Raw genomic sequence first — 16,572 nt, 5'->3', positions numbered from 1 at the left:
GCACTAAATCTTTTCGCCGTAAAGTTCTTCAATCATACTTTCGCTGCGCTGACGCAGGTGCTCCATATCCGGGTCCTGTAAAATGACATGACCCATTTTGCGCCCAGGGCGAAGTGCTTTGCCGTACAGCCAAACACCATCGTTATCCTGCTTTGGAGCTGCATCAACCCCCAACATATTGACCATCGCAACCGGCACCGGGCAGGCAGTATCGCCCAGGGGCATATCCAGTATCGCGCGGATATGATTGGCAAATTGGCTGGCCTCAGGGCCGACAAAGGTCCAATGACCGCTGTTGTGAACTCGCGGTGCCACTTCGTTGACAATCAGGCCGCTCTCACTGACAAAACACTCAACGGCCAATACACCCACATAGTCCCAGTCCTTCAGCAGGGTCGCCAGGTAACCCTCTGCGGCCTTGAGCAGCTCCGGGTTGTCGTAGGGAGCGGTGGACAGCAGTAAGGTGCCGTTGCGGTGGCGGTTTTCCGTCAGCGGATAAGCTTTGATTTCACCGGATGCCGAACGAGCACCGATAATGGAGACTTCACAGGCGAAATTCACCCCAGCCTCAACCACACACTCCTGATCACCAGCTTGGGGAATGGCAGCATCCAAGTCTGCAGCGTTCTTCACGCACCACTGGTTCTTACCGTCGTAGCCATTTTCGCAGCTCTTAATAAACGCCGGATATCCCAGTTGGTCGACCGCTTCCCGCAGCTCTTTTTCACCCTGTGCTGCTGCGAAAGGTGCAACAGGCAGACCAGAGTCTGTAAGTGCTCGCTTCTCTCGCAAGCGGTGCTGGGCCTTCTCTGTAATATGCGGGTCCGGATATACCGGACAGAAGGGCTGAAAAGAGCGCAGCAACTCAACGCTCACTTGCTCCCTCTCACTGGTGATCACTTCCGGGCGCCCCAGTGCCTGATACAAGGCCTCAGGGTCCTGTTCCGGTTCCATCTCCACGATAGTCCCCAGTCCCTTTACACAGTCGGTGTTTTCACCGGTCTCAGCCAGGAAACTGAACTCTACTCCGAGAGGTTGCCCCTCTTGGGCCATCATTTGTGCCAACTGCCCACAGCCAATAATGGCGACTCGTCTCTTACTCACAACGATCTCCTATCACTCTACCGTGATTGGAACTTGCTCGGTCTGACGCTCGCGCCAGGCGATCAGGCGCTTCTGCAATTCCGCATCAGCCAAAGACAACATCTGCGCAGCCATCAAGCCTGCATTGTAGGCACCGGAAGCACCAACCGCCTGGGTTGCTACCGCCACACCGCGAGGCATCTGCACAATGGATAACAAGCTGTCCATACCCGTCATAAAACGGCTCTCAACCGGCACTGCGATCACAGGCAGGGGAGTCAAAGCAGCGATCATACCCGGTAAGTGGGCGGAGCCGCCGGCGCCGGCAATAATCACTTCGGTACCGGATTCGTGGGCACGGCTGGCAAACTCAACCATACGCTGGGGAGTTCTGTGGGCCGAAACCACAGCAGTAGCAAAGGGAACTTCGAGCTCTTCCAGAGGCTTAGTCGCGTTGCTCATGGTGGCCCAATCTGAGCGGGAACCCATTACGATAGTGACTTTTTCAAAGGGAATCGGCTTCACTTGCGATTAACTCCAATATTGAACGAGCGCCAGATAGACGGGAATCGCCACCAGCACATTGAAAGGAAAGGTAACTGCCAGGGACAAAGTGATGGACACACTAGCATTGGCCTGCGGCAGGGCAACGGACATAGCCGCAGGCACAGCGATATAAGAGGCACTGCTACCGAGCACCGCGAGCAGAAAGATACCACCAGGCGACAAACCCAACAAACTCCCCAAGATACCGCCAGCGGCACCGCCAATCAGCGGCATAAAAATGCCGAAGCTGAGCAGGAAAGCACCCTGCCCTCTAACATCGGCCAACCGCGCCGCAGCGACACGCCCCATTTCCAGCAGAAAGAGCGCCAATATGCCATGAAACAGGGTCCCAAACAAAGGCATTACTGAAGCGGTGCGCTCTCCAGCCCAGGCTCCGATAACGATTCCCCCCAGGAGCAACAGTACTCCCTGGTTGCAGGTGACCTCGTGAAACACCCGGCGCTTGCTCGAACTGCCCATCGATTGCCGCGCCAACAGCATGCCGACAATGATTGCCGGGACTTCAAGAAGTGCTACAAACAGAGGGAAATACGCTTCATATTCAATATTCTGTGACTGTAGCAGGGCCACAGCCACCGCGTAGGTGGCAACACTGACAGACCCATAGTGCGCCGCCGTTGCCGCCGCATCTACACGTGACCACTTGCCAATCCAGCGCAAGATAGGGAAAGCCACCAGAGGTAACAGAGCACCAAAAGCCACCACCGCCAGGGACTGGGGAACCAGGGTGGCAGCGGAATACGCACTTAAAGCAGCACCACCTTTTAGGCCGATGGCGATTAGCAGGAAGATAACGCAGCTCTGGTAAAGACCTTTGGGTAAACGCAGGTCACTGCGAACCAGCTGGGCAAAGGCGCCCAGCAGAAAGAAACCAACAACAATATCCAACTGCATCTCTATCGCTGTCCCCGGCGCTGTCTGGAGCGATTATTGGAGATACGTATGCGTTTCGGGGTTTGCTGCGCCATCAGCCAGTAAGCAGCATTGGCCAGAACCACCACTAGGCCTACAGCCATCAAGGGAACCCCGTTCATACCGGCAAGATTTACTGACAAGCCTGCGCATAAAACTAACAAGCCGACAACCACGCCAAAGAAGAGTTGTGATCTCTGCATTGATAATGCCCCCACTGGTTATTGAAATTGACGCATTATCGGAATTGCTATTGATAGATAAAAATAGATATTTATTATGTAAACTATAAACTCAAACCTATACAGGTGATTTTGTGCCCCTAACTCGTGCCCATGCCCGCATTGGAACCGTTCGACAACTGGAGATCCTGCTCTGTGTCTATGAGTTGGGCAATATCAGCGCCGCAGCCAGAAAGCTGCACCTAACCCAGCCAAGCGTATCGATGCAACTGGCCAAACTCTCCGATGCGGTGGGTTTACCTCTGTATTACTCGGTGGGCAGGCAACTGCAATTTACGGAGGCCGGGCAAACCCTGGTAGAAAGTGCCCGGGACATCCTGAAGAGTTACGAGTATCTGGACCTGAAACTGGCCCAATTGCGAGGGTTGGATACCGGCAGCTTACAACTGGCAGTAGTGACCACCGCCAAATACTTTATCCCCCACCTGATCGGGGAGTTTTATCAGCAGCATCCGCGACTGGATATCCACTTCAGGGTGGGCAACCGCCAACAGATCATTGATTACACTGGTGAGGATGAAGATGACTTCTACGTATTCAGCCACCCTCCAAAGAGCCAGGACCTGGAGCTGGTGGAGTTTCTACCCAACCGCTTACTGGCGATAGCGCCTGAGAACCACCCACTGGCCTCCCGCAAAAAAATCTCCCTGCAAGAATTTGCAGGCTGTCAGTTCCTTCATCGGGAGGAGGGCTCCGGTACACGCCATGCCATTGAACAGTTCCTGCGCAAACGCAATGTAGACCTCAAGCTCCGTATGACCATTGAGAGCAATGAAGCCATTAAGCACGCGGTTATGTCCGGTCTGGGGGTCTCTATATTGTCGGAGCATACCCTGGCATTTGGCGGACGCGCAGGCTTGTCAATTCTCGATGTCGAAGAACTTCCTATTGTCACCCACTGGTATTTAGCTCGACGCAAATCACGTCCGCTATCACCAGCAGCACAGAAGTTCCTGGAGTACGCCCGCAATCTGGAAAAAGTGCCCCTGGGTAATCTCCCGTAGCCCAGCCTTATCATTGGAAAAGAGGGAAAGAATACACTGCACCCAAGACTCGCAGTGGAAATTTCCCTGTAAACCCAAATAGACACTTATACCCCCCTAAGGCACCAAGCGCATTATTCTTTCTCTCTTATAAATCCCCTTCTCTCTGTAAACCTGGCTAGATAATTTAGGCCTCAAATTTTGAAAAATTCCCTGCGGTCTTTTTCAGTCCTGCTACTTTTTGGGGTACTTGGCCCATGCACTGCCAATAATTATCAACCAAAGCACCTATGGCAGATAAGCTGTTTTGCCTGTGTCCGGATTTTCAGAGATGGATATCGAGATGACCGCAAAAGGAATTAATAAAGGAATTATTACTCTACTTTTCACTCTCTCAGCACTATCGACCCATGCCCAAGATGATTGGCGTGATATCGAATGGGGTGAATTTATTGTTCGTTTTGGCCTGACTTATGTCCAGCCAAACGATGAGGGCACAGCGCTTAAATATAGAGTTTTACAGCAATGGGATTTATACAACAGCAGTTGGCAAATCGACTCGACCCATGCATGGCAAATATCGGGAGTGTGGCGACCCAGCGATCGCTGGGGCATAGAATTAATGCATATTAATGGCGCCAGCTATGGTACAAAACTGGATAATTTCACCGGCAACCCTGGGCGAAACCAAATCCAGCTCGGCGACTTTAGCACTACAACGACAATGGTTTTCGGCAACTGGTACTTCTTAGATCCATCCTATCGCGCTCGCCCCTATATCGGTGCAGGAATCAATTACACCAATTTCCACACCGTTGAAATCAGCCGCCAGTTTAACGAATACCTGATAGATTCAGAGCTCTCGGTCGCACCTGGATCATTTAATATGGGGCACTCGTGGGATTGGGGGCTGCAAGCCGGCCTGGATTATATCTTTGATTTCCGCGACTGGAGATATCCTCTACTACTTAACGCATCCGCGATTTATTACCTGGCAGACACCGACGCCACTATCGACTTCCCCACTGAATTGGGCAGGGATCGCCTCTATGCCCATTTTGACTACAACCCCTGGATCATAAATTTCGGGGTGGGTATTAAATTTTAGTTATCGAAGAAATTTCATACAGTTGGGCGACAGCGAATACTCTTAAAATTTGAAGTTATTTCATACACGAGCTGCGTTGTCCCCAACTATAACTTTGTCGCTAAAAACCTAATCGGTATTACAACTATCTGGCACAATAAAAGGAATAACTGTGTCCCCCCAAAAAACTGGTTTCCAGCTTTCTTCTGTAGGATTCGTAAAAATATTCCTACTCATTATGACGCTTTCTGCACTGCTTGTTTTTAGCCGCAACTCTCTAGCACAATGCAACCCCGGCAATAGTGGCACCTCTGCCGCAGATGAAATCACCTGTGACGAAGACAATGACCCCGATGGTGCGGACATAGAAACTTATGCCGGCAACGATACCATCATTCTCAACGGTGGGACGGCGGAAAATGTACTTGCGGGAGAGGGAGATGACGAAATTACTATCACGGGAGGAATTGTTACCTTATTTGCCGACGGTGGCGCTGGCAACGATACGATAACTCTCGACGAGCGATCCAGTGATGTAGGGAATTATCTGGGGGGAGGAGGCATTCATGGAGGCGATGGAGATGACACCCTGATTCTACTCGATGGGCTGTCCTTTCACGTCTGGGGAGGAGAAGGAAACGATACCATCACCTTGGATGGAGGGTTCATTTTTAACTACCTGGATGGCGGAAACGGCGATGACTACATCTATTGGGATGAGGGCATCAGTAACGAAATTCGAGGCGGCTCCGGATCAGACACCCTACTGATAGATTCACACTCTTTCGATGGAGACGTCATACTGGATGGTGGTGATGATCTCAGTGCAAATGATGGTGAAGTCGACAATTTAATATTTAAATTGGATTACTCCGTTGATGGGACTCTTCTAAATAACTGGGAAAGAGTCGTTATCTGGGGTAGCTCCAAAATGACATTCACTGGGAGTTTAGCTGTCGGAGGAGGTCTCGATTCGGAAGGAAATTCCCTCGGCCTAGATATTCGCTGGGGTGGACAGGCATTTTTTGATAGCGACAGCTATGTAATCTCAGGAGATGTATCCAATAGTGGAACCATCGATCTATCCAACAATAGGTTCAACACCCTCACCATAGCCAAAGACGATAATGGAAACTATGGGCAATACCGCTCTAATAATGGGCGCCTATGGGTAGACGCCGTCCTTGAAGATGATTTTTCACAGAGCGATCAACTAATTGTGGAAGGAGACAGCTCTGGCACTACCACTATCTCTGTCTTTAACCGCTCCGGTAAAGGAAAGCGGACAGAAGGCAATGGTATTAAGGTGGTTTCCGTCAAAGGCGAATCAAATGCACAATTCACCCTGGCAGGGGACTTTGTCAGTAAAGATGATCAGCAGGCAGTGATAGGTGGAGCCTATGCTTACACATTACACCAGAACGGCGCAGGAGGAAGTGATGATGGCAGCTGGTATTTGCGTTCAACTGTGGATAACTCTTCAGTATTCCCTGAAGGCGGAATAATCCGCTGGCAACCTACTGCAGTACTCTACGAAGCCCTCCCGCAAATTCTCAGAACACTCAATATTCCCTCTTCACTGCGCAGCCGCCTGGGAAATCGCTATTGGGTAGGTACAAGCTATTTGGACTTGGCCAGTAGCGAGTATAGCGATGCCCAAGAGCAGGCAATTGATAATCGTGGACTTTGGATCAGAAACTCTGCCCGACATATTACCCTTGATCCCAATGAGTCCAGTACCCGTGCAAACTGGAAACAGACTTACTATCAAGTACAAGTGGGCTTTGATTTACCAATACAAGTCTCCGTATTTGGAAGCCAACTTATTGGCAGCGCCGCTTTGCACTACGGCGATTCAAATAACGATGTGAATTCATTTTTTGGTGATGGCTCAATCGATGCGAGTAACTACGGCGTCAGCGCATTTGTCACCTGGTATGGATTGGATGGCATTTTTATTGATAGTCAACTTAAGCTAAATTGGTTTGACTTTGAAATGGATGCCAAATCACTGCGCGAACTCAATAATAGCGATGAAGCATTTGGTTATGCCTTGTCTATCGAGGGCGGTAAGAGTTTTAAACTGCATGATTACTATTCCTGGACACCCCATGCGCAATTGATTTACACCTCGGAGGAAGCCAATAACTTGCAGGATATCTATGCAGTACAAGCTACAGATATCAATAACAATGGCTTCCTCTTACGCTTGGGAACCATCTTTGAAAAGCGCAAGAGCCAACGTAAGAGTAGTCGCAATATGTATGGCTCAATTCCTTTGGAAAGGTTCTCTCTGTTCGCAACTCCGAGCCTTATTTACAATATCGACCAGAGGACTAATTTACTCGTATCGGAAACCCGACTCAGTCAAAAACCTGATACCTGGTACGGTGAATTGCGCTTGGGCGCGAGCTACGATGAGTGCGGTGATCACTGTTCTATCTATTCAGAAATTTATTACAGCAGCAGTTTGGAAAACCTGGGGAATAGTTTTTCCGGAGGGTTAGAACTAGGCTTTCGCTACAAATGGTGACACCGAAAGCAAAAGCCTTAATATATTGATACTCTTAACTGAATACTACCTCAATACTTTATCAAGTAACTCACTTCGACAGCATCTTAGACAAATCGTACTCTGAGAAGACTTTACAAATTTTGCTATCATTTCCACAACTTCCTTTTAAATTTTGCTTCTTGAGACCACTGGCTTGCCCACCAGGAATAGTTAAAAATCTATCCCTCCAAAAGCGAATATCTGCTACCCGTGCACATCGTGTGCCCTGCCTCATGCTCATAGCCTTAAGCCAAATATCATCAGCTTTAGGGCACAGGTTCATAAATTTCTCTTTATTAAATGCATCTGGGTGGAGCGCACCGGGATAATATAATACTCCTCCAACACCAGTAGGGAAAACCTTGTAGGAGGGCGCAATATTCATATCACACTTCCAATTGTTACGAGTTGTTCTCCACTTTTTATATGGCAATACTTCTCCTTGACTATCAACCTTTATTTGATGCGCTCGATGACAGTAAATATAATTTGGGTTTTTTAGGTAAGCCTGATACAGCATATCAATGGTATCTACAGGGTAAAGAATATCATCATCGACCGTGATAATAAGGCTATCTGGAAACTGTTGAAAGGCGTAAACATACTTCATGTATGGACCTAGATTTTCATCGACAAATTCAACCCTTAGCCCTCTATGCATTTGCTTTTTTAAGATACTGGGCAAAACTCGATCAGGAAAATCTTCTAGTGACAACCAAAGAACAATAACATCTGCTTTTAAAGACTGCTGGAATAAACTCTCAATGCACAGATGAATATCATGTATACGTTTATCATAACTTGTCAAAGAGACAACAATATTATGCTTCTCTGCATTTCCAACACCAGACCCACAACCATTCAATGCCGCCTGCTCTAAGAGCCTTTTCCAAAACAAAGCATCCAATTTCAAATTATTATTAATGGTACTTTTCTTGTCACGCCTTGTAGAAAAATTCTTAAACATGAAGCAAATTTGAAACCTCTAAATTTAAATGCCGCAGTAGCAACCAGAGCTTTCAAATAAGCAGCCAAGCATTAAACGTTAGCTCCGGGATAGCCATTAAAAGACTATTCTATAAAATTTAACTATAGAAATATGGGAGACAGCGCGCAAGAACACTACTTGAATCTTTATTAAAATTACTTTATGGGATGTACCTTAAATTTTTCATTTGACATAAAATATACACTGACAAGTTAAATTCATTACCCCACTTGCTCTGCCTCTCCAGTGGACGAAGCAGTTTTTCTCCCAACCCCGCGGCGACCATATAACGCCAAAAGAACGCCAGATGGGAACATCAATACACCGTAAACTGCTGAGGGCACGGACATCTCACTCGAGTGTAAGAGCGTGAGGGTTACCATCATTCCGATAGTACTGTTCTTAATACCGAGTTCCGTTGCAACCGCAACCCCTTCCCGCTTTGGCAGGCCAGCAACCCGGCTGATAAGAAGCCCCAATAGCACACCACAGAGATTCAATAGAATGACCGAGGGTCCAGCTTGAACCATCAAGTCTGCAAGGCGATCGCGAATTCCCCAGATAAGGCCTGCTACCAGTGCAAGCAATACAACCCCGCCAAAAATACTGACTATTCCCTCTGCGCGGCGAGCCAGGTGCGGTCTCCAGGCACGAAATAGCATCCCTATCACAACAGGCAAGAGGACAATACTGGATAACATCACCACTGTACTGGCGAATGGCAGAGTTATAGTCTGGTCAGCGCCGAAATAAGTTCGAAGCGCATAATTTGCGAAAAGCGGTAAACTGGCAATAGTAATCAGGCTGGCAGAAACTGTTAATACAATAGAAAGCGCCACGTTGCCGCGAGCCATCAAGGTAAACAGGTTCGATGTTGTGCCTCCCGGACAGGCGGCAATAATGACTAGGCCAACAGCAATGGCCGGTGGTAGATTTAAGCCCCAGCAGAGGCCAATTGCTATAGCTGGCATCAGGAGAATTTGGGTAAAAGTTCCGATAATAAGGCCAATGGGCTTTACCGTTACCTGATGAAAATCCCTGGCAGTTAGGGTCATCCCTATTCCCACCATGATGATAAACAGCGAGATAGGCAAGCCGATCGAAATAAGGGGACCTGATTCCATGATTTTCTCCAGTATCAGTCACTGTAAGAAAAATACCCGACCAAAATCAACTCCCAGAATAAAGCTGGCACTGGAGATGGATAACGAAATCAAGGCAGAAACTTCACTGCCAGGGGACTTATTTCGACATCGGTAATTCGCTGATTTTTTTTGGTGCTCGGATCGATTCTTATAAGTGTAATTATTATTTTTAGTTCAGATGGTAAAGCAATCATAGATGATTTCACCAATCTGTCTTGTATTTTAGCAATATACAGAAGTTTAATGATTCAGGAAACGATACAGAAGGCCATGATTTCCTCCCTGAAAAGCGGACAGGTAGATAATTGGGACAACTTAATGTGGTCCGTGGGAAGTTCGGATATTCCCACTAGCGAGGACTCCGTTACAGTTTTTAGTGCAGCTAACCAACTCCCCTGGCTTCTACCCACGCGACGAAAGTCCCTATTGGAATACTTCTCCTGCCCGAAAGTAAAAGGTGCACTTTCCCCTGAGTTGGATAATTACCTGCACGAACTCAGCCTCAGCAAACCCAATAACCGCTTGGGCACTTACTTTGAAAGGCTCTGGTCATTTGCCTTTGACAAACATCCCGACTACCAGCTGCTCTACCAAAACCTCCCTCTAAGGTCCGGCGGCAAGACACTGGGGGAACTCGACTTCGTCGTGCAACACCTGCCCAGCAACCAGTGTGAACACTGGGAAATTGCCGTAAAATTTTATCTCCAGGTTACCGATATCCATTGGGTAGGGCCTGGAATCAAGGACCGACTGGATATCAAACTGGCAAGAATGGCAGATCATCAACTGCCACTGATTGAAATGCCGGCAGTTCAATCAATGCTGAAAGAGCACGGCCTAGAGATAGATCGCCAGTGGGCGCTAATGCCCGGGAGACTATTCAAACCGCTGGATACACTTCGCCGGCCCTCCAGTCATGATCTTTGGTGGGTGTCGTTATCTGAGTTTCGGTCATTCTCCCTGAGCCAGGCAAACCGCGGTGCTCTCGAGTGGCTGGCGCTCCCCAAGCAAGCCTGGCTGGCGCCTCAGAGCAGCACCACCGGCATGACTGCCGATCAATTGCTAGAGGCGCTGCTGCCCGAAAGCTTTACCCACCCACTGTGCATCGCCGCCATCGATAAAAACGGCGAAGCCTGCAGAGGCTTTATCGTGCCCGACAACTGGTACCAAAGAGCCAAAAGTAGCTTGAGCATATAACCAGCCTCTCGCTGGCCTCACATTATTTTCTAAATTGGTGATTGACATAGATCAATTTACATTTACAATTTTCAGAAATTTCTGAAACTTAAGAAGTAAATGAAACTATCGAGTCAAGCCCAGGCATTCGTACTGCACTTTGGTGAAATGGGTAGCCGCTGGGGATTCAATCGCACGGTGGGACAAATGTTTGCCCTACTCACCATTCATCCCACGCCACTCAATGCCGAGCAATTGGCCCAGGCACTGAAGATCAGTCGTGGCAATGTCAGTATGGGGCTCAAAGAGCTACAGGCCTGGCGCTTGGTTGAGCTGCATCATCAACCTGGCGATCGCAAAGATTATTTCACTGCAGCTGGGTCAATCTGGGACCTCGCTCGCACTGTCTTCGAAGAGCGCCGCAAGCGAGAGCTCGACCCTACATTAAGTCTGCTTCGCCAGCTGCTGCTCAATGAACCCCAAGATGAGCTGGATGCCCAGGCACAGGAAAAAATCCAGGAAGTTTACAGCTTGCTGGAGCTACTCGAAGAATTTGCCAACACACTCAGCAAGCTAGAACACCAGGACCTGCTTAAATTGATGAAGCTAGGCTCCGGTATCGTCAAGCTACTGGAACTCAAAAGTAAGATGACAGGTGGACAGAACACCTCAAACTAGCAAAAAAAACGCTAGTACGAGGAATATACCGCTGCACTCAAAGCGAAATAACACCTTCATCTGAAGCACTTATTCCGGGGAGAAACCCATAGGGCCAAATCCATGGCTAAAAGCCCCGGCATATTTTTAATCCGGCAGCCCATAGTGCTGGATTAAAAACGGCACAAGGCCGTGCCGCTGCCGATCCAAAGTCGGCTCCTGCAGGATTGTATACGCGGGAACACACACCTGCCTCTATATTTTCTTGCAGTGCCGATTAGCACAGGAAGTGCTAATCGGCTCACTGGTTCAAAGATCTCAGACCAGCAGAGGCTCTCATGCTAGATACCCTGATCCTTTCCAGGATACAGTTTGCCGCAAATATCAGCTTTCATATTCTATTTCCAACAATCACCATCGCACTCGCGTGGATCGTTTTCTTTTTTAAATTACGCTACGACCAAACTAATAATCCGGTCTGGATGCGCGCATATCGTTTTTGGGTAAAAGTCTTTGCCCTGACATTTGCTCTCGGCGTAGTGAGTGGCATCACCATGTCATTCCAGTTCGGAACAAACTGGCCCGGCTTTATGGCCCAGGTCGGCAATATCGCCGGCCCGCTTCTCGGATACGAAGTACTTACTGCATTCTTTCTCGAAGCAACCTTTCTCGGCATTATGTTGTTTGGCATTAATAAGGTGCCAAGCAAAATACATACTTTATCTGCCTTTATTGTGGCAACAGGGACCACTCTATCCGCTTTTTGGATTATCGCTCTCAACTCCTGGATGCAAACACCTGCCGGATTCGATTTACGGGATGGAGTCGCCTACCCGGCAAGCTGGATGGAAATTATCTTTAACGCCTCTTTCCCCTACCGACTTACACATATGCTGCTGGCTTCGGGATTGACGGCATCTTTCTTTGTCGCGGGGATTTCCGCTTATCGGATTCTTAAAGGAGACCCCAAACGCGCGCCCCGGCTCGCCCTTAAAACAGGACTGATTCTCGCTGCCATCTTTATTCCGATTCAAATCTATGTGGGTGACTTACACGGACTCAACACTTTTGAGCACCAACCGCAAAAAGTCGCCGCAATGGAGGGGGTTTGGGAAACAGAGCGCGGTGCCCCCCTGCTGTTATTTGCGATACCCGACGGAGAAGAAAAAACCAACCATTTGGCGATCGGCATTCCCAAAATGGCCAGCCTTATCCTTACCCATGAGTGGGATGGTGAGATCAAGGGAATTAATGAATTCCCCGATAATCACCCACCGGTAGCTCCCGTATTTTTCGCCTTCCGTATTATGGTCGGCATAGGCATATTGATGCTGCTAACCGCTTGGGGAGGGGTCTATCTATTGCGTAAAGGTGAGCTGCCTCGCTGGATGCTTAAAACCCTGGTCGCGATGACATTCTCCGGCTGGATAGCCACCTTGGCCGGTTGGTATGTCACAGAAATTGGACGCCAACCCTGGCTCGTTACAGGAGTACTGAAAACCGCCGATGCTGTTACTCCAGTACCACCTTCCCATGTCGGTTTTTCCCTAACCCTTTATCTGGTTGTCTATGTGATATTGCTCTATGCGTACATAAGAACCCTGAAAGTGATGGCCCTGAAGTCTGTAAAAGTCGAGGAGTTTGAAACTCAGGAACTATTCGCCGGCACTAGCTTAACCAACCGTCCAAAAGATACCGAGAAAAATGACAAGGGAGAAGGCAAATGACCGGTAGCGCTTCTGCAGCGGCCTATTGGCTGCCTGTCGCCTTTGTCGCCCTTATGGGCCTGGCGGTAATAGTCTACGCAATTCTGGATGGCTACGATCTTGGTGTGGGCATTTTGCTCCCCATGGGAGAAGAGGAGGAATCCCAGCGGGATACCATGATCGCATCCATCGGCCCCTTTTGGGATGCCAACGAAACCTGGCTGGTGCTGGCAATCGGTTTGCTCCTGATTGCATTCCCAATCGCACACAACCTGGTGTTAATGCATCTATATATCCCAGCTGCGATTATGCTGGTCGGGCTAATCATGCGAGGAGTGGCATTCGACTTTCGTGCCAAGGCTGCCATCGACAAAAAGCTAACCTGGGATCGAACCTTTAAAGCGGGATCTATTATTACCAGCCTTGCGCAGGGGTACATGCTGGGGCAGTACGTGATTGGCTTTAAGCCCGACTGGTCTGCACAGCTTTTTTCAGCCCTCAGCGCTCTGGGAGTTACCGCCGCATACGCCTATATTGGCGGCGCCTGGCTGGTTCTTAAAACCGAGTCGGAGCTGCAAAAACGAGCGACCACATGGACCCGTTACGCAGGGCGGGCCACCCTGCTTGGGGTGGTTGCAGTATCGGCCATCAATCCACTGGTAAACCCAACAGTATTTGACCGATGGTTTACCTACCCTCTGGTTATGTTTGTACTACTCGTCCCCACCCTGTGCTTTATCGCCTTTGTCTCCAATGATGTTCTGCTGGCGAGAATGCCTAAGCCTGCAGACAGACATAAAGCGGTTCCTTTTTTTACGGTCGTCGTTATTTTCCTGATGTGCTTTATCGGCCTGGCCTTCAGCTTTTTCCCTGATATTGTTCCCGGCCAACTAAATATTTGGCAGGCAGCCAGTGCCACCGCCTCATTAAAATTTATTCTTGTGGGTGCGGTAATAGTAGTTCCCGTCATCCTCGCCTATACCGTTTTCTCTTATTACGTCTTCCGAGGAAAGGCGACAGAGCTACATTATCACTAGCTGCATTTCCATTCGGCTGGCAGAAATACCTGCTAGCCGAATTTAATTAATTAATGTGGAACTACCCCACAAATCAAACAAGTTCTTCTTGCTCGCCTGAATTTGGTACGATTATAATAATCAATTCCAAAAGACAATTTTTTACATGGAAGTAAAGCGTATGCTAGCCCATGGCCAGTACCGCTTGTCTATAGGGGGAGGTAATTTGAACCAAATCGATCGACGAGCTATCAGCCGGCGCGACACTGCCAGTCCGCGCAAACCACAACGCAAAAATGGTCGGGAGAAGTATGAAAAGCTTCTTGACGCCCTTGAAGTATTAATTACTGAACAAGACTCTACGGATATTAGCCTCGCAAACCTTAGTCAGGTTGCAGGTGTTCCAGCAGCGTCTGTTTATCATTTCTTCCCAAGTGTAGATGCCAGCTTAACCGCCCTGGCCGAGCGTCACTATAAGTCTTTCGGTGACGTAGTATTGGGCCATTCGGATTTTTCTCCGTCAGAAAGCTGGCAGGATATGCTGAATCAGCTGTGCGACCTTGTGCGCGGCTACTATGAAGAGAATCTCGCAGCACTAAAAGTACATTTTGGACCTCAGTCCAGTTGGGCATTACGCCAACTACAAATGGAAAACAATTGGCGCCTGGCAGATACTCTGATCAAAAACCTGTCTCGGGAGTTTGAGTTGCCACCCTCTCAGGATTGGCGAGACCGGTTCATGTGTGCCATCAACATTAACGACTCTTTCTGCTCCCAGTCTTATTCCCGCTTTGGGAAAATAACAGAAGACTCCGCAGCAGAGGGGAAACGGGCCGCTGCAGCCTACTTAAAGCTCTACCTCGGTGAGCTTTTGCAGAGGCGCCAATTGCGCTTTGCCCCACTGGAGGCTTCGGCCTAAGCCCAGTAGCAGAACCGCAATAAAAAAGCCCGACAAGTAATTGTCGGGCTTTTTTGTGCCCGTCACTTCTACTCTGCCCTCTGTTTAAGCCTCACCTGACTAACAATTACCAATAATCAAAAAAAAGAGGGTAAAAAATATTTGCTAATAAAATAGCTTCAACTTTTATATATATCAAATAGCTATATAAAGGCTTATATTAACTTCACTTTATAACTATGTTGATTAAGGGAAGCAGCGCTAGAATTGCATTTTTGTGACTGGTAAGACTGAACCTACACTTCATTAACTAATATCGATTGTGGAGGTCCCTTATGCCCATTGCTTCACACGAGCTCTCGGTGGATTTCCCAGAATATGCAGACACAATCAAGCAGCTCATCGAAGACGATATTCAATTCAAACTTGAAAACGACATCTACAGCAAACTGGATAAACAAATAAGAGGCCTTCAGGATAGTGGTATTGGCACCGACGACGATCACTATTCCAGCCTCAAAAAACAGAGAGCCTACTTGAAACAGCACCTCTATAACCGCATTACTTCAGTGATTACCCATCACTAAAGTACGCGTTAACAGTTGCTCGTAGCAGCACTAGCGGTCACTGCAGTTGCTGAAAGGGCACGCAGCCTAAAAGAGCTTGGCCTATGCAACTGTACCTGACCTTTTCCTCCCCCTTTGCGCGCAAGGCGCGCATTGTTGTGCAAGAACAGCGTCTGCACTCTGTGGTAACAGAGCATTTCTCTCACCCCTTTCACAATGACGACGAACTTATTTCCAGCAACCCCTTGGGAAAAGTCCCCTGCCTAACCCTGGATAATGGCTCCTCAATCATTGACAGCGAAGTCATCTGTGCATTTCTTGATAAAAGCTTGGGGGATGGTCACTTATCTGCACCACTGGACAAAAATTGGGATCTGTATACTTTTCACAGTGTCAGCTCTGGATTAATGGATGCAGCAGTGCACCTGCAAATGGAAAAGCTGCGTGCACGGGAAGAACTTAGGTCTGATTTTTGGTGGCAGCGCTACTTCAGTGCTATTGAGAGATCTCTAGATTACCTGGAAAATCACCTGGACCGATTACCCGCCAGTCTTAGCTTGCCGCATATTAACTTATGCTCAGCACTATCCTATCTTGATTTTCGCCATGAAGATTTTGACTGGAGAAGTGACCACCCGAGACTTATGGCCATATCAGAAGATTTGGAAAAAAGTGAAAGCCTGAGTAAGTGTCAGCTGCATGAGTAGTTACAGAATGCGGAATACCAACAAGAATAAGTTATCCCGCTATTTGTTATGAGCAGGTCAAAATACTGAGTAGTGCACTATTGTGTCAGGCGGAAAGGAGACTCTGCAACCGAGATTTACTGTGATTACATCTCGGTAACCTCGGGATCGGCATTCACTCCTTATGCGTTTCTACAGCGCAGTGCATTCTTCCTTTTTTAGGAGTCGTGACTCTACCACTAGAAAACAGTCTATTTTAATTAATATAAATGCCACACTTTTTTACTAGCCTAAACCCTTTTGGAA

Annotated in this window: 16 protein-coding genes; 10 read left to right on the top strand and 6 right to left on the bottom strand. The window is 48.3% G+C overall.

Features of this window, described 5'->3' with window-relative positions; translation table 11 throughout:
- Positions 1 to 3: 3 nt before the first annotated feature.
- From ACJJI3_RS20395 to ACJJI3_RS20380, 4 genes are read right to left on the bottom strand one after another with little or no spacing between them, the layout of a single operon-like run.
- Positions 4 to 1,104 (bottom strand): 5-(carboxyamino)imidazole ribonucleotide synthase, encoded by a 1,101-nt coding sequence (locus tag ACJJI3_RS20395; protein WP_444940756.1) that lies wholly within the window; start codon positions 1,102 to 1,104, stop codon positions 4 to 6.
- A 12-nt stretch (positions 1,105 to 1,116) separates the two neighbouring features.
- On the bottom strand, positions 1,117 to 1,608 hold the full coding sequence (gene purE, locus ACJJI3_RS20390; protein WP_282931253.1) for a 5-(carboxyamino)imidazole ribonucleotide mutase: 492 nt from the start codon (positions 1,606 to 1,608) through the stop codon (positions 1,117 to 1,119).
- Positions 1,609 to 1,614: 6 nt separating this feature from the next.
- The gene (locus tag ACJJI3_RS20385; protein WP_282931252.1) at positions 1,615 to 2,544 is read right to left on the bottom strand and encodes a sodium-dependent bicarbonate transport family permease; all 930 of its coding nucleotides are present in this window, start codon (positions 2,542 to 2,544) and stop codon (positions 1,615 to 1,617) included.
- Between the two features lie 2 nt (positions 2,545 to 2,546).
- Complete coding sequence (locus ACJJI3_RS20380; protein WP_444918188.1) at positions 2,547 to 2,765, bottom strand: hypothetical protein; 219 nt, start codon at positions 2,763 to 2,765, stop codon at positions 2,547 to 2,549.
- 113 nt (positions 2,766 to 2,878) lie between these two features.
- On the opposite strand from ACJJI3_RS20380, the gene ACJJI3_RS20375 reads away from it, so the two are divergent.
- From ACJJI3_RS20375 to ACJJI3_RS20365, 3 genes are all read left to right on the top strand, one after another.
- Positions 2,879 to 3,808 carry a LysR family transcriptional regulator gene (locus tag ACJJI3_RS20375; RefSeq protein ID WP_444940755.1) on the top strand — a complete coding sequence of 310 codons (930 nt, stop codon included), beginning with the start codon at positions 2,879 to 2,881 and terminating at the stop codon, positions 3,806 to 3,808.
- A 292-nt stretch (positions 3,809 to 4,100) separates the two neighbouring features.
- Positions 4,101 to 4,895 carry an OmpW/AlkL family protein gene (locus ACJJI3_RS20370; RefSeq protein WP_444896092.1) on the top strand — a complete coding sequence of 265 codons (795 nt, stop codon included), beginning with the start codon at positions 4,101 to 4,103 and terminating at the stop codon, positions 4,893 to 4,895.
- A gap of 151 nt (positions 4,896 to 5,046) precedes the next feature.
- Positions 5,047 to 7,407, top strand: a complete 2,361-nt coding sequence (locus ACJJI3_RS20365; RefSeq protein WP_444940754.1) for an autotransporter family protein — start codon at positions 5,047 to 5,049, stop codon at positions 7,405 to 7,407.
- 70 nt (positions 7,408 to 7,477) lie between these two features.
- Here the strand turns inward: ACJJI3_RS20365 and ACJJI3_RS20360 are convergent, their stop codons facing one another.
- Both ACJJI3_RS20360 and ACJJI3_RS20355 read right to left on the bottom strand, forming a co-directional pair.
- The gene (locus ACJJI3_RS20360; RefSeq protein ID WP_444940753.1) at positions 7,478 to 8,395 is read right to left on the bottom strand and encodes a glycosyltransferase family A protein; all 918 of its coding nucleotides are present in this window, start codon (positions 8,393 to 8,395) and stop codon (positions 7,478 to 7,480) included.
- Positions 8,396 to 8,637: 242 nt separating this feature from the next.
- Entirely contained in the window at positions 8,638 to 9,540 is a 903-nt protein-coding gene (locus ACJJI3_RS20355; RefSeq protein ID WP_444940752.1) for a bile acid:sodium symporter family protein, read from the bottom strand.
- 264 nt (positions 9,541 to 9,804) lie between these two features.
- Here ACJJI3_RS20355 and ACJJI3_RS20350 point away from each other — a divergent pair, with 264 nt between their 5' ends.
- From ACJJI3_RS20350 to ACJJI3_RS20320, 7 genes are all read left to right on the top strand, one after another.
- On the top strand, positions 9,805 to 10,758 hold the full coding sequence (locus ACJJI3_RS20350; protein WP_444940751.1) for a DUF1853 family protein: 954 nt from the start codon (positions 9,805 to 9,807) through the stop codon (positions 10,756 to 10,758).
- A gap of 99 nt (positions 10,759 to 10,857) precedes the next feature.
- Positions 10,858 to 11,415, top strand: a complete 558-nt coding sequence (locus ACJJI3_RS20345) for a GbsR/MarR family transcriptional regulator (RefSeq protein WP_282931244.1) — start codon at positions 10,858 to 10,860, stop codon at positions 11,413 to 11,415.
- Positions 11,416 to 11,732: 317 nt separating this feature from the next.
- A complete protein-coding gene (locus tag ACJJI3_RS20340; RefSeq protein ID WP_444896088.1) occupies positions 11,733 to 13,121 on the top strand; it encodes a cytochrome ubiquinol oxidase subunit I in 1,389 nt (462 codons plus the stop codon).
- A complete protein-coding gene (cydB, locus tag ACJJI3_RS20335; protein WP_282931242.1) occupies positions 13,118 to 14,137 on the top strand; it encodes a cytochrome d ubiquinol oxidase subunit II in 1,020 nt (339 codons plus the stop codon). Before ACJJI3_RS20340 ends, cydB begins: the two co-directional genes overlap by 4 nt.
- Positions 14,138 to 14,342: 205 nt before the next feature.
- Positions 14,343 to 15,035 carry a TetR/AcrR family transcriptional regulator gene (locus ACJJI3_RS20330; protein WP_413663333.1) on the top strand — a complete coding sequence of 231 codons (693 nt, stop codon included), beginning with the start codon at positions 14,343 to 14,345 and terminating at the stop codon, positions 15,033 to 15,035.
- Between the two features lie 314 nt (positions 15,036 to 15,349).
- Positions 15,350 to 15,601 carry an HP1242/YdcH family protein gene (locus ACJJI3_RS20325; RefSeq protein WP_282931240.1) on the top strand — a complete coding sequence of 84 codons (252 nt, stop codon included), beginning with the start codon at positions 15,350 to 15,352 and terminating at the stop codon, positions 15,599 to 15,601.
- An 83-nt stretch (positions 15,602 to 15,684) separates the two neighbouring features.
- The gene (locus tag ACJJI3_RS20320) at positions 15,685 to 16,287 is read left to right on the top strand and encodes a glutathione S-transferase N-terminal domain-containing protein (protein ID WP_444940750.1); all 603 of its coding nucleotides are present in this window, start codon (positions 15,685 to 15,687) and stop codon (positions 16,285 to 16,287) included.
- Positions 16,288 to 16,572: the final 285 nt, after the last annotated feature.

This window comes from Microbulbifer maximicatervae (SeqCode) (assembly GCF_052466985.1).
The sequence above is the reverse complement of the archived record's forward strand: the minus strand, read 5'-3'. Positions and strand labels throughout refer to the sequence as shown.

Coding starts and splice junctions, on each gene's coding strand:
- ACJJI3_RS20325 (WP_282931240.1), top strand. CDS start 15,350: ATGCCCATTGCTTCACACGAGCTCTCGGTGGATTTCCCAGAATATGCA.
- ACJJI3_RS20340 (WP_444896088.1), top strand. CDS start 11,733: ATGCTAGATACCCTGATCCTTTCCAGGATACAGTTTGCCGCAAATATC.
- ACJJI3_RS20380 (WP_444918188.1), bottom strand. CDS start 2,765: ATGCAGAGATCACAACTCTTCTTTGGCGTGGTTGTCGGCTTGTTAGTT.
- ACJJI3_RS20385 (WP_282931252.1), bottom strand. CDS start 2,544: ATGCAGTTGGATATTGTTGTTGGTTTCTTTCTGCTGGGCGCCTTTGCC.
- ACJJI3_RS20360 (WP_444940753.1), bottom strand. CDS start 8,395: ATGTTTAAGAATTTTTCTACAAGGCGTGACAAGAAAAGTACCATTAAT.
- ACJJI3_RS20355 (WP_444940752.1), bottom strand. CDS start 9,540: ATGGAATCAGGTCCCCTTATTTCGATCGGCTTGCCTATCTCGCTGTTT.
- cydB (WP_282931242.1), top strand. CDS start 13,118: ATGACCGGTAGCGCTTCTGCAGCGGCCTATTGGCTGCCTGTCGCCTTT.
- ACJJI3_RS20345 (WP_282931244.1), top strand. CDS start 10,858: ATGAAACTATCGAGTCAAGCCCAGGCATTCGTACTGCACTTTGGTGAA.
- ACJJI3_RS20350 (WP_444940751.1), top strand. CDS start 9,805: ATGATTCAGGAAACGATACAGAAGGCCATGATTTCCTCCCTGAAAAGC.
- ACJJI3_RS20320 (WP_444940750.1), top strand. CDS start 15,685: ATGCAACTGTACCTGACCTTTTCCTCCCCCTTTGCGCGCAAGGCGCGC.